At 53.2% G+C, this 12,283-nt stretch carries 10 protein-coding genes; 5 read left to right on the forward strand and 5 right to left on the reverse strand.

From position 1 onward, the window contains the following. The 4 genes from Q363_RS26695 to Q363_RS26710 all read right to left on the reverse strand — a co-directional run. Positions 1–674: hypothetical protein (locus Q363_RS26695; RefSeq protein ID WP_035356839.1), on the reverse strand; the 674-nt coding region annotated here is incomplete at its 3' end. Positions 675–1,646: 972 nt separating this feature from the next. Beyond that, positions 1,647–3,875 (reverse strand): amylo-alpha-1,6-glucosidase, encoded by a 2,229-nt coding sequence (locus Q363_RS26700; RefSeq protein ID WP_211256365.1) that lies wholly within the window; start codon positions 3,873–3,875, stop codon positions 1,647–1,649. Continuing rightward, entirely contained in the window at positions 3,866–4,945 is a 1,080-nt protein-coding gene (locus Q363_RS26705; protein ID WP_035356841.1) for a glycosyltransferase family 4 protein, read from the reverse strand. Before Q363_RS26705 ends, Q363_RS26700 begins: the two co-directional genes overlap by 10 nt. 12 nt (positions 4,946–4,957) lie before the next feature. Next, positions 4,958–6,445: a hypothetical protein gene (locus Q363_RS26710; protein ID WP_245632491.1), complete on the reverse strand. Its 1,488-nt coding sequence runs from the start codon at positions 6,443–6,445 to the stop codon at positions 4,958–4,960. A gap of 819 nt (positions 6,446–7,264) precedes the next feature. On the opposite strand from Q363_RS26710, the gene Q363_RS26715 reads away from it, so the two are divergent. Both Q363_RS26715 and Q363_RS26720 read left to right on the forward strand, forming a co-directional pair. Continuing rightward, complete coding sequence (locus Q363_RS26715) at positions 7,265–8,182, forward strand: carboxypeptidase-like regulatory domain-containing protein (RefSeq protein WP_035356845.1); 918 nt, start codon at positions 7,265–7,267, stop codon at positions 8,180–8,182. A 229-nt stretch (positions 8,183–8,411) separates the two neighbouring features. Then, on the forward strand, positions 8,412–8,663 hold the full coding sequence (locus Q363_RS26720; RefSeq protein WP_035356846.1) for a hypothetical protein: 252 nt from the start codon (positions 8,412–8,414) through the stop codon (positions 8,661–8,663). 65 nt (positions 8,664–8,728) lie between these two features. Here the strand turns inward: Q363_RS26720 and Q363_RS41280 are convergent, their stop codons facing one another. Then, the gene (locus tag Q363_RS41280) at positions 8,729–10,204 is read right to left on the reverse strand and encodes a hypothetical protein (protein ID WP_157467630.1); all 1,476 of its coding nucleotides are present in this window, start codon (positions 10,202–10,204) and stop codon (positions 8,729–8,731) included. A gap of 383 nt (positions 10,205–10,587) precedes the next feature. Between Q363_RS41280 and Q363_RS46900 the strand changes: the two genes are divergently transcribed. The 3 genes from Q363_RS46900 to Q363_RS44785 all read left to right on the forward strand — a co-directional run bounded on the left by Q363_RS46900 (position 10,588) and on the right by Q363_RS44785 (position 11,702). Continuing rightward, a complete protein-coding gene (locus Q363_RS46900) occupies positions 10,588–10,824 on the forward strand; it encodes a DUF309 domain-containing protein (protein ID WP_084080800.1) in 237 nt (78 codons plus the stop codon). A gap of 78 nt (positions 10,825–10,902) precedes the next feature. After that, positions 10,903–11,442 (forward strand): HugZ family pyridoxamine 5'-phosphate oxidase, encoded by a 540-nt coding sequence (locus Q363_RS26735; RefSeq protein ID WP_245632492.1) that lies wholly within the window; start codon positions 10,903–10,905, stop codon positions 11,440–11,442. A 29-nt stretch (positions 11,443–11,471) separates the two neighbouring features. Next, the gene (locus tag Q363_RS44785; RefSeq protein WP_245632493.1) at positions 11,472–11,702 is read left to right on the forward strand and encodes a DUF2470 domain-containing protein; all 231 of its coding nucleotides are present in this window, start codon (positions 11,472–11,474) and stop codon (positions 11,700–11,702) included. Positions 11,703–12,283 lie beyond the last annotated feature (581 nt).

Consider the following 12,283-nt stretch of genomic DNA (forward strand, 5'->3'; position numbering starts at 1 on the left):
TTGTTTCCCGCGCGAACATCCGAGTTGGCAGCGGACAAGTGTCCATTGACCAAGCCCTTAGGAAAGCCCGAAGCGCGATAGTCGACATCAACGTCGGACAATTTATGGTCCCGCGAAATGGAGAACTGAATCGAGGGAGGTCCGTTTTTCAGCCTGTAACAAATGGGAAACCCCCCGTGATAAACAGTGTTGTCCTTATCGCGAAAGAACTCCTGGCTGCGGCTGAGAATGTCAACCGCATTGTCCTTCAGGTACACATACATGCGGAACTGGCGGTCACCACCTACGCCGGATTCCTCTCCAAGCACTTCGTCAACGGCTTCCACCAGATCAATCGCTCGACCCAAGCTCTTGCCAGTTGCATCCGTGATCTTAGCGTTCAGCAGCGCATGGGTCACGGCGTCAAACGTAGTGCGGACGGACAGTCGGCCGCCGTCGTAGGCCTCTTGGGGCACAAGTTTGCTTCCGGTGGTGGCGTTATAACGGCGAATGAAGTCGTCGACTAGTAGCTTTTGCTCAGGGCGCAACGAGGCATAGGATTTGCCAAGCTCCAGGGGCTCGCTTTTTGTCTTTTTGGGAGGGACAGCCTTGTTCGGTTGCGCTTGAGCGATAACCAACTCGAACGGGAAGAGCAAGATAAAGATGATAATGATCAGTCGGGCCATTTGCTTCATCGTGACCCTCCATGGGAGTCGGCGAAGTCAATATAGGCACTTCTTCAGCTTGATGGTACGAGTGGGGCCAAGGCGAGGCAACTAGGAGTTTCCCCAGTGGCAAACAGGCTGGGAGACCGAAGTATTCGAAACGCCAGATTGCTTTCCGAGGGTTGATGCAATGCGCCTACGACGGCTGCACCAGCGATATCCCGAAGGGCAAACTCCTCATACAGCAATCCAACTCGCGTCGGGTCGACCCGACTTTGCCTTCCTGCTGGAATCCGGCCACCACGTCCTTCACGCAGTAGCTGATCGTCCAGTCCGATATAGTTCATAGTCCTCATGGAGCCTCCGTGGTTGTTCTCTGAATCGGCATCGCCGCTGAGTTCAACCTATATAACACCACGTGCTCCTCAATGACTTAACATTCAAACAATACACACACAATCCTGTGCTAGCGTCCGCGCGCAACGACAACCGTCAAATTATCACTCTGCTCTCCCCCACTGAACTGCTGCACGGCGTGCACCAGAGCGCGGATGACTGCGCGTGGTTCTGGCGTCTTCTGGCGTCGGCGACCGTACCGCTCAAAAAACCCGCAATTACCGCACAAACGGTGCGGTAATGGAAGACGGTGGTCGGATTGATGAGAAAGGCAATCCAAGGGATCAAGAAGTTGGAGAGGATGGGTCCAATGCGACGCGAAACAAAGCGTTTATTTTGGGTCACACGGACCCAGAGTGCCACAGATAAATAATTGAAAATAAATGAAATAAATGGTCGGGACGACTAGATTCGAACTAGCGAACCTCACACACCCCAATCCACGAAATAACACAATCTGAACAACTTAGCAGTAAAAAACAGAAAACTTAAGAACGGAGAAAACCCGTCACACTGCTTATTATTGGGCGCTTATTGGATCCGCAGATGGACCCATGTGTCGCGTTTGGCGGTGAGCAGGAAGTCGCTAGCGGCTGTATTGGCCCCTTAGCTCACAAGCTGCACCACGGCGGGACCTTTTTTGGCGTTCTTCACCGTTACCCCAGTACCGTCTCTTTGTCTCATTACGTCTATATCAAATGAAGAGTCGCCAACCTGCAACTTGATGATGCGGACCTCATTCAAAAAATCGGGTAACATAGGCCGGACAAGCGTTACCTGTTTTCTTATCCCATCCACCTGAATACCCAGGCATGCCTGGAAAAGCATGAACATTGAAGCAGCTGACCAGGCCTGTGGCGCACAGGCAACCGGATAAAGCACCGGGCCTTCCCCATCCTCTTTCGAGAATCCGCAAAAGAGTTCGGGCATACGATGCAGATCGAAATACATTGCTGCTTCAAATAGACCGCTGAAAACACGGTTGGCCTGCGGTGTCAGACCGTACCTGGCCATACCATATGCGATGAGAGCATTGTCATGCGGCCACACACTCCCATTGTGATAAGCCATCGGATTAAATCGCGACTCTGCACTTGAGATCGTCCGGACGCCCCAACCGGAATAGGCTTCGGGTGCAAGCAAGGTTTGAGCTACGCGTTCCGCGCGTTCCTGGGAGGCGATACCCGCGAACAGACAGTGTCCCGCATTCGAGCTGACGACACAGCAGCGGCGCTTTTCTCCGTCGATTGCCATTGCATACGTTGAGAGCTCTTCACACCAGAATGACTCATTGAAGGTCAAGCGCAGGGTCTCAGCCTGCCTCATGAATCGGATCCCCTCGGTACTATGTCCGAGAACCCCCGCCAGCATGCCAGCGGCCTTGTAGGCAGCGTAGGCATACGCTTGAACCTCGCACATCGCGATCGCGCCCTGCACCGGAGTACCATCCTGATGAAAGATCGCATCGTCCGAATCTTTCCATCCCTGGTGGATCAGCCCGTCGATGGAGCGACGCTCATACTCCAGGAATCCGTCGCCATCCTTGTCGCCGAATGTTGTCATCCACTCCAGGGCGGCAAGAATATTGGGCCACAGGGTCTCGATAAGGGCGATGTCACCTGTACGTTCATAGTAGGCACCTGCCAGGGTCACGAACAAAGGCGTCGCATCGACGCTGCCGTAGTAACGACCGAAGGGCATCTCTTTGAGAGCCGCCATCTCTCCACTGCGTGTCTCATGGAGTATCTTTCCCGGCTCCGCATCCTGCTCTGGAATGAAGTCCACAGCCTGAGTGGCGGCAAGATAGGCCAGAACTCCTTTCGCAACATCAGGTCGCATCCAGAGACATTCCCATGCGGCGATGATCCCATCCCTGCCAAAAGGAGTGTTGAACCATGGCACGCCGGCATAGGGATACGGTCCTGTCGGGAGTGGAGTGATCATCATATGGATGTCTGACAGGGAGCGATCAACCCAAGCGTTAAACTGTCCATTCGACGATTGCAGACTGCAGAAGCTGGCCTTGTTCTGTTCGATCTCCATCAATACCCGTGCACGGGCCTGATTGAGGTCAAGAGGCGGAGTGTAAGTGCGGAGCGCCCGCTTGCAGGCTACAGTGACAAGGATCGTTTGGGTTTCGCGTGAACGGAGGGAGACGCGAAAGTTTGCGTGAGATTCGCTTATCTCCTCTGGGCGCGGGGTGAACGTGATCGCCGTCGTTCGGCGTTCGACATCGAGGCCCAAGTAACTGAGAGAGACTTTGTTCTCTGTAACGCACGGCGTTATATACTTTCCACGAGCTTTTCTGGACATTCCGCGTACTTCGTATATGTCCATGTAGTCTGCGGCAAAGTGGATTGTAAGATTCGTATCGACGGATTGAAACGAATAATTCTCGATGAGAATTTCCAGGTAGCACACCGAATCAAGAAGAAAAGTTTTTCTGGAGATGTGAAGTGAGTTTGATGCAAGTCGCAGTTGACCGTTGACAAACCAATCCGGGTTCGTGAGCGTAACGATAAGTTGATCGTTGTCGTCGCGGACTGTCGACCCAAGCAGTAACGGCCGCAATCCATCCAGGTTCAGCATCAGGCTGGAAAGGAAGCGAGTCCCGTCGTAGTACAAGCCTTCCTCTCCGGTGTGAATCGGACGAATGTCTCCGTAGTGGTCGAACACAGCGAAGGTATCGCCATGTTTAAGCGAGCGAACACGATCCGCAGTTCGTTCCGCATTGACGACGATATGCCGAGCGTCATCGGTTAGCTCTTGCTTGTTATTTTCTGGATGATTTCGCAGCTCATCACTACTGCAACCAATCAATACCTTCATTGCCATGCCTCTATCCCATCAGACTGCATCTTGGCACTTTCAACCGTGCCCTGAATAAGCCGTTGGTAGATACGCAGATAATCGGTCGCCATTCTCTCTGAGCGGAAATGAGCTTCAAAGATCGCCCTGCAGTCCTGCCGGCGGATCGTCTCAAGCCGAGGTACGCACCGGACGGCAGCTTCGATATCGTCAACAACGAATCCCGTCAGTCCATCTCTCACGATCTCGGGTACTGAACCCTTTCTCCATGCGATCACCGGTGTTCCGCAGGCCATTGCCTCGATCATGACTAGGCCGAAGGGCTCGGGCCAGTCCACTGGAAACAGCAAGGCTTTAGCTTCGCCAAGGAAGGTGTCCTTCTCTGTTCCGCCAACCTCTCCAACAAACTCCACGAAGGAGGCACTCTTATGGAGCAGGGGCTGGATGGCTTGCTCGAAGTAGTTGCGGTCTTCGTCGTAAATCTTCGCTGCCACTTTCAAAGAAATTCCAGTACGTCTCGCGATCTCGATGGCGCGTTCGAGTCCCTTTTCCGGAGATATGCGGCCGAGGAAGGCAAAATATTCGTCTGGTTGCGCCCGGAACGTATGGAGTGTTTTCGGTAGACCGTGATAGACGGTTCCTTGCCAGTTTGCCTCAGGAATCGTGGCTCGCTGACTGTTCGAGATGGAGACGAATGGCACATCGGTGTAATCCATTAACAATCCACGCAGGTCATGCCCATGGACAAAGCCATGCAGCGTGGTCACAGTTGGACAGCTGTAGTGCCTGACTAGCGGAAGGTGAATGTAATCACAGTGGAAATGAATGATGTCGAATCGGGAGATGTCCCGAAAGATAAGCTCCATCATGCGCACATGATGCGGCAGGGTTTCGCGGCACTCCTTGTCTTGCCAAAGAGCCTTCTGACATACAGGCACGAGGTTCGCTCGCGTCTCCGAATCGCCGCTGGCGAATAAAGTTACCTCATGGCCTTGTTCGACCAGTTCTTCTGTGAGCCATGAGACTACCCTTTCGGTTCCTCCATAGCGCTTCGGAGGTACGCTTTCAAAAAGTGGTGCTACTTGCGCAATTCGCATAGACACCTTCAGTTATCGTGATGCGCGACCCAGATGAAGCATCGGGAGGCCATTGCGAATCTTTTGGAAGTAGCAGATCTCCACCAGCGTCGGCCAAAGTTCGATTGACGCTTTGATGACCGCAATCGCATCATCCACGACACGCAAGAGATTGTGCTGAAAGAAGTCGGGCTCGAATCCATAAAACGATTTTTCAAGATTGGCTGCGAAGAGACGAAGGGCATCGATGCGATCCTGGCTCTTCGCTGTCTCGGCCGCATGCAGCGCACGCCGATGAAGGCTGGTAATTTTCTCCAATATCTCTTCGGCATCCGAGGCAGTTACCTCTCCTGTGTAATCGAAGCTGATGCCAAGGTCATCCACATTCGAGAGAGACGCCTTGATCTTTCTCTTGAGCAGGTTAGCTATCTCTTCGTTGAGTACCTCGGAGGCTGGCGGATTGCGCATGTAGTTACTCTTCGTGTGGTGCTGTGCTGCGTCGACATGCGCCGCAACGATACCTTCCTGCTGTATCCAAAGCCGGTAGATGTAATCTTCAAAACGGAGCCGTGTTGGAAAGAACGGCGGCAGTCCAAAGGTGTTGTCGTAACCGGCGACCCCGCAATCCATGCGCCAGTTCTTGTTCGTTACAGCCGGGCGAAAATTTACCAGGACATATAGGTCTCTTAGATCGTCAATATTGACCTGCTGTTCGTCATTCAGAAACATGTCGACAAAGTCGATGGCATCGATATCGTTCGTACCTGAACGAAACGTCTGCGCAATCTTAACGACCGCATCCTCCGAAACCTTTCCTCGCTGCAGAATCATCGTGTTGTCGTCCGCGAGTCCCTTGGTGGCGTTTGTTTCCAGGTCCATGGCTGTATCGATCAGGAGTTCGCCGCGCTCGTAGTTTTCAGGAACCTCAGAGACCGGCTTTCCGAGAACATCAAAGAAAGCGGACATCATATCGAATGATTTTTTTACATAGCCGTTTTTGCCGAGCTTGTGGAGTCGCCCCCGGCTGATCTCGTTATTCTCAAGTGATTCCGGGCTGTCCTCCATCAGGGAGTAAGGTCGCATATCATCGTCAGAACTCACCATCAGGCCGCCCAGGGAGTACATCAGGGTGTAGTTTCGATTGCCACCATAGCTGGGACGGAAGAGATTTTTCACCAGCGGCTCCAGCCTCTTATTTCGCAGGCGGGAGTTTACATAGGTGAGGAACTCTTCTTTTTGGCGTGGCCCAACGTAGAAGAGATCGGATCTGGTTTTTATCTGATCGAGATGGGTGAAGTATTTCTCAACGTTCGTGGGGGTGGAATCATCGAACACGATCATTTGAGGAGAGTGGCCGTTTCGCCAGAAGTGCTCATCGTACTCGTGGATTGTTTCACTCACATCGCGCAATCGATGTGTCGGGACGACGAAGTAAGTCTCTGGATTATTCATATGTGATAGGGGATTTTCTTGGGATGTCGTCGACTGCCCGGTGGCATTGACGTCTGCTAGTTGGAACATTCAGCGAGAAGTGTTGCGGGCCGCCACTCATAACTTGCTGATGGTAGAACTCGACTCATAAAGTTGGCGTAAAGATTCACTAGAGATTCTGCTAAAGCCCGCTAGAATACGGTCACGAGAAAGCCACCCTCCACACGCGGTCGATTCATTTCTTGATATTTGATCTCGGGCAGCCACATTGGAAACAATTTAGCGACCCCATCAAAGATCGGCCGCAGATCACAAGTTCAAGTGTTGTCGTGCCATGTGACAGCCTGCAGTTTGAGAGAACTTACACTGGAATCGGCCGATATTGCTCAAGCAGATTGGTTCATCTTGCGAAACACAACAGTAGCGCGCTTCTTGTAATCACGAATTTGGCGTGCTTTAGGATCTCGGACGCTCAGGTGAGAACTTGCATGGCAACCAATTGAATATAAACGCTTTATACCGTAAAAGGAATTCAATTGACTGGAAATCAACCTTGCCTGTTTTCGGATCGGTCATTTACTACGGACGAGTTTTGAGTAAGTATCCTCCGGCAGAGCCGGAGGCTTTACGATTGCTGGCCCCTCAAAGGGGCCTAATCGGAATCGTGGAAAGACAGAATCATGCCAATCCAATATCTCTGCGGCACTTCACGGTTCAGGCAACGCGCTTCCCTGCCCTTCGGCGGCAGCCTGTTTCAAACCGTGCATACTCCCGGAACTGTCAAACTTCTACTGCCTCCCCGGCAAAGCCGGGGGAACTCCCGGTTGGATTAGGCCAACTGCTCGCCTCTTGTTTCAGGCTGGGTTCGCTCCTTTAGTCAGATCTGATCTCTCATTCTTGGAGGCTGCAGTGCACCACAATTCAAAAGACCGCCTCATCTTCGAACCTCTGGCCAATAGCTCCTGGATTCTTCGGTCGTTGGCTATCGCTCTCCTTTTTTCAAGTGCGTCGATATCTAATGCACAAAGAATTACAGCTTCGCTTGGTGGAATCGTCCGCGACTCAAGCGCCGCAGTAATCCCCAATGCCAGGGTGTCCATCGCCAATACCGGAACCCAGGTGACGACAAAGACTCAGACGAACGGTGAAGGACGGTTCGAGGTGTCCAATCTGCCGCCTGGACCCTACTCCGTCGCGGTGGACGCGTCGGGATTCAAGCGCCTCGTCCGGTCAGGTTTGGTATTGAACGTGGATCAGACCGCACCACTGGAAATTGTTCTGGATGTGGGACCAACCACCGAGACAGTCCAGGTGAACTCGGTTGAGCCGCTGCTGGAAACTCAAAGTTCAGACATTGGACAGGTCATCGGCAACAGAAGCGTCGAAAACCTGCAGCTGAACCAGAGGAATCCTTTTAGTCTGGTTCTCCTGGCTCCGGGCGTCACGGGATCGGTCAACGCAAGCTTTACAGGTCTTCAGTTCAACGTGAACGGCGCAAGGGCGGGAAATACCGACGTCCTTCTGGATGGAGTTCTCTCCTCTCCTCCGACAGACAACGTCACCGTACTCAGCATCTTTCCCTCGGTGGACGCCACCCAGGAGTTCAAGGTCCAGACCAGTAATTTTTCATCACAGTTCGGGAATGCTGCAGGCGGAATCATCAACATTGTTTACAAGTCGGGGACGAACAATCTGCATGGGAGCGTCTACGATTACCTCCGCAATTCGTTGAGATCACGCCTGTTCGGGGCAACTATCCCGGCATGCCGTCGAGTCGTGGCTATGAACTACGCTTACCCGCCGACTGGCCACCTGAAGCTGTTCTAGCCAACGGCCAGGCACTCACATTTCGGCCCTCAGACCCAAACACGCCTGGGTGGGCCTATGACGGCAACACTCTCTCGACGATCATTCTTGTCGCTTCGCATCCTGTAACAGAGGCGGTCCACATCGAAGTTCGTCGTGCTCCAGGTTCTCTGTCGGCACGCACAAAGCTGGATGGGTTTGCCGGAGCTGTCGTTCGGCTCCGCTCCGCCTACGACACCCTCAACCAGGAATGCCCTTTGCATGGTCCCCCGATCCTCTGATCGAAGCGTGGCAGACGGGCGACCGAATCAGCTACCGGCCTGAAACAGCGCGCGAGGAGCTATCCCATTTTGCCCAAAGGTACTCTGCTGCGAAGGCTTCCGTGCAACAACTCCTTGATCCGGTCGCACATCTTCCCAGCAATCAACCTTCAAAGCAGCTGGTGAAGTACAACAACAGCGAGATCGCCCCGAACGCGCCCAACACTACCGGGTGTCCTTAGAATGTGCACTAGCTCAACTGAAGGATGGCACACCGCAATGAAGTGAGCTTGGCACCAATTTCCGCTCAGGAGTTTATGGGGGTGCTTCTCGTAGCAATGACGTCGAATTTGCTCGGTGCACCTTGCAGCGAGTGAACACGAAGAAAAATTTCAATCGCCCGCGATTTGCCAGCGTCCTGATTATTCACTCTACGTAAGAGCGGAACAGATAAGTCTCCATCGAAGACAAGGTGCGCGGCCGCTTCGTTAGAGTCCATCACGGATCCATTGAGAAGAAGTACATAACCCGTCTTGGTTAGATTAGGGACAAGCGCGATGTCAACGTAGCTCAGGTAATCTCCCTGGGGCTGCTGTTGATTGGAATAGGTCTTCTGCTCACCACTTTGAGGATTCTTGTTCACAAAATGAAACAGATGGGTTTGCTTATCTTCTTCAAGGGCGAAGTTGAGTTGAGGTTCAAAGAGAGAGATCCAGGGATTTCCTCTACGGCTTCCGATGAGAATGAAGTTGCCCTTCTCAAAGTCGCGCACGCTCATATAGCGCGCATACCGTAGTGTCGATAGAGTTCCGAGTTGCTGAGCCAACTCTTCGCATCGCAAGGCAATGGTGAGGTCTCCAAGACTTGTATAGCGGCCATCGGTAGCATTCTCGAGGGCGACACGCTGTTCCACATTGGAGGCATGCTGAAGAAGATTAAGTGGATACTGCCCACTTATATAGTCACTGATCGAGATGTCGGTATGCAGGGTATTTTGCAGAAGAACAAGACTGGAGTCCGTTGTCACGATGGATAAGGGTGATCTCGCCACAAAGATGAGCTGCTCAATAACATTTCGAGGCAAAGCCTTCGTCGCAGCGAGAGAGGGCGATGTCGACGTCAATCGACTGAAACAAATCACCGCTCCGATTCCAAGAGCGAACGCCATTAGAAGCCAGTGCCATTGAAGTCGTGGCTGTGACCCCAGAGTCCATGACGATACAGCGAGGGGTTTCTCGGAAAGATCCGAAGCAGAAGATTCGATGGCTAGTTGGCTGCGCGTGTAAAAAGGGATTGGCGTCTGTTTCTGGTTAACTCTCGACGAGATGAGAGATTCGGTCACGAAGCTAGAATGAGGCTCTGTTAAATTCTGTTGTGTCTTGCAGACAGCATCGTCGCGAAGATCTTTCTTCTGCCTAGGTACGAAGCAGGGGACATAAGTTCCCTTGGGAATCACCAGGACATAGGATTCTTCGCAACCCTCGGTTGCAAAATATTGATCCAGTTTTTTTCGAAGATGTCCGGCCTGAACTCTGACGATATTGTCATCATTCGGGTTGAATCCTTCTCTTCGTCCAAGCACCTTGCATGCAATTTCATGCTCAGGGATTGCGCTCTCTTCGTCCAAAAGAACCCGCTGTGTCACATAGATCAGAATTTCCCGAAGGTGCAACGCCCTGACGAAAGGCTTGCTTCTAACGATGCGTTGCACGAGAAGCCATCTCTCGTCATGCTCGAAGGAAAACTTCGTCGCTGTTGTTTCGGACTTCGGAAGAGTTGCCACGTGACCCCCTGACTTTAAACAGCAATTTCTCTATGGGCGGTATTGCAGTCCATCAGGTTTAGGGCTTCGAACGAGAACTATATACCTGCTCTGAGAACTTGACAAGGATGTTTTTGGTTGTGGTCTTACGGGATGGAGGCGGCCTGAGGAAGCAGTAACTCGCCTCCATGTTGCCTATCTCATAGCAACTTTTTTGACCGGGGTTGGCTTGGCGCGCAATCTTTGCGATGCTAGCTTGTGGCAGAGGGCCTACAGCCGATGACATTGGATTGGACCCAAGGCTCACTTGCGGAAGGACTACGGCTGTACGAGGCCGGTGAGTTCTTTACAGCAAATGAGGCGTGGGAGAGATGGCTGGGATCCCATGAGCCGGAGAAACATTCCTGCAGAGGTTGATCCAAGTAACCGCCGCGTTCCACCATCTCCAACGCAAAAATCCACGTGGAACTACGCGGTTATTACAGGCTGCCCTGCGCCGCCTGGAACCTTATCCGGCGTACTTCGGAGGCATTTCCGTCACCTTGCTGTGTAGCGATATTCAGGAGCGGCTGCAAGCACTCAATTTGGACGAACCGGCTCTCGGATTAGCACCGCCACGAATACGACCTCGCCGATTATAACCCCTTTATGAGCCTATTGCGGTCGGCGCAGCGCGGAATGGATGCAATCGCTACCATAGGAGAAGCGTGAGGAAGTCTATGTCATCAAGCGAAACTACCGTACCCCGTCGACACGCCTTCACCGGGCCAGCGCTGCGGCAACTATCGGAACCAAGCCACGCTGAGCGCATCCGCACCCTTATGTCACTAACCTCGGTTGCCACCCTGTCGACGCTATCTCGCAAGCACCCGGGGTTTCCCTTCGGCTCGCTGATGCCTTTCGCGCTCGATTCTTTCGGGCAGCCCCTCTTCCTCATCAGTAATATGGCCATGCACACCCAGAACCTGAAGGCCGACTCCCGATGCAGCCTCTTCGTCGGCCAAGCAGGGGCCGAGGGCGATGCGCTTGGAACGGCCCGGGCAACCCTGATCGGCAATGCCGAACCTGTGCCTGAGAACGATGTAGGTGACGCTCGGAAGAGATACCTGGCTCGCCACGAGAATAGCCGCTACTGGGTTGACTTCTCTGACTTCAGCTTCTTCCGGCTCCAGCCCATCGACCTCTACTACGTCGGGGGCTTTGGCGTAATGGGCTGGGTTGAGGCCCAGGACTATGAGCACGCGGCTCCGACCCGTTAGCCGAGGCCGCGCCCGGCATCCTCACTCACATGAACGCTGATCATGTCGATGCGATGATCCTGCTGGCCGGGTTGCATGCAGGAATCGAAGCGACCGAGGCCACGATGACGTCGGTCGATCGCTTGGGCTTTTCACTCAGGTTGAAGACGACTACTGGAGTCAAGGGTGCTCGCATCAACTTCCTCCGCGAGGTCGCTACTCCGCAGGACACTCGTGCGGTGCTCGTCGAGATGGTACGTCAAGCCAAGGCACAAGGCTGAATACCTGCGGCCACCCTCTAACACTTCGACTGCTGAAACAACTTCCAGCCACGGCGTTGTGGACACTGTTTGTGGCTTAGTACGCAAAATCGCTTGATCCATGCGGAGTGTGCAGTTACCGCGCAGCTGTGCAGTTATCAGCGGCTCGACGAAATCAGGCTAAAAAGGCAATGCTAAGGACATCAATCAACTGCGGGAAAATGGGTCCAATAAGAGCAGTTGACTGCGCCAGAGGCGGAGTAACTGGTGCCAAAAACTTGTCTCGGGCTCCGGCGATTTGCAATTCTGACTTGGGATTTGATTCGGCAAGCTAAGGCCGACTTCCTACTGGTGCTCTTGTGCCCGGATTAAGAGCATGGCTCCGGTACTAGCGATCGCTGGCATGGTGGCAAGGGCGGTCATAGCGGCAGCCCTTTGACCCCGTTGGAGAGACTTTTCAACCTATCGTCACCGGGCCGAATCGGATCCTAATTTTCCATCGAGGAGACGACCGATGACGGCAGGTAAGAAGTTGTGGCGAAACCGGAAGGAGAGAAAGAAATGGGCGCGACGATTGCAATCGGAGGACCCAGGCCTGGAGG

Source organism: Edaphobacter aggregans DSM 19364, assembly GCF_000745965.1.
GTDB lineage: Bacteria > Acidobacteriota > Terriglobia > Terriglobales > Acidobacteriaceae > Edaphobacter > Edaphobacter aggregans.

Bases quoted from the DNA above. Each gene is read 5' to 3' on its own strand.
- Q363_RS26735 (WP_245632492.1), top strand. From the start codon at position 10,903: ATGTCATCAAGCGAAACTACCGTACCCCGTCGACACGCCTTCACCGGG.
- Q363_RS44785 (WP_245632493.1), top strand. From the start codon at position 11,472: ATGAACGCTGATCATGTCGATGCGATGATCCTGCTGGCCGGGTTGCAT.
- Q363_RS26710 (WP_245632491.1), bottom strand. From the start codon at position 6,445: ATGTTCCAACTAGCAGACGTCAATGCCACCGGGCAGTCGACGACATCC.
- Q363_RS26700 (WP_211256365.1), bottom strand. From the start codon at position 3,875: ATGGCAATGAAGGTATTGATTGGTTGCAGTAGTGATGAGCTGCGAAAT.
- Q363_RS26720 (WP_035356846.1), top strand. From the start codon at position 8,412: ATGCCCTTTGCATGGTCCCCCGATCCTCTGATCGAAGCGTGGCAGACG.
- Q363_RS26705 (WP_035356841.1), bottom strand. From the start codon at position 4,945: ATGCGAATTGCGCAAGTAGCACCACTTTTTGAAAGCGTACCTCCGAAG.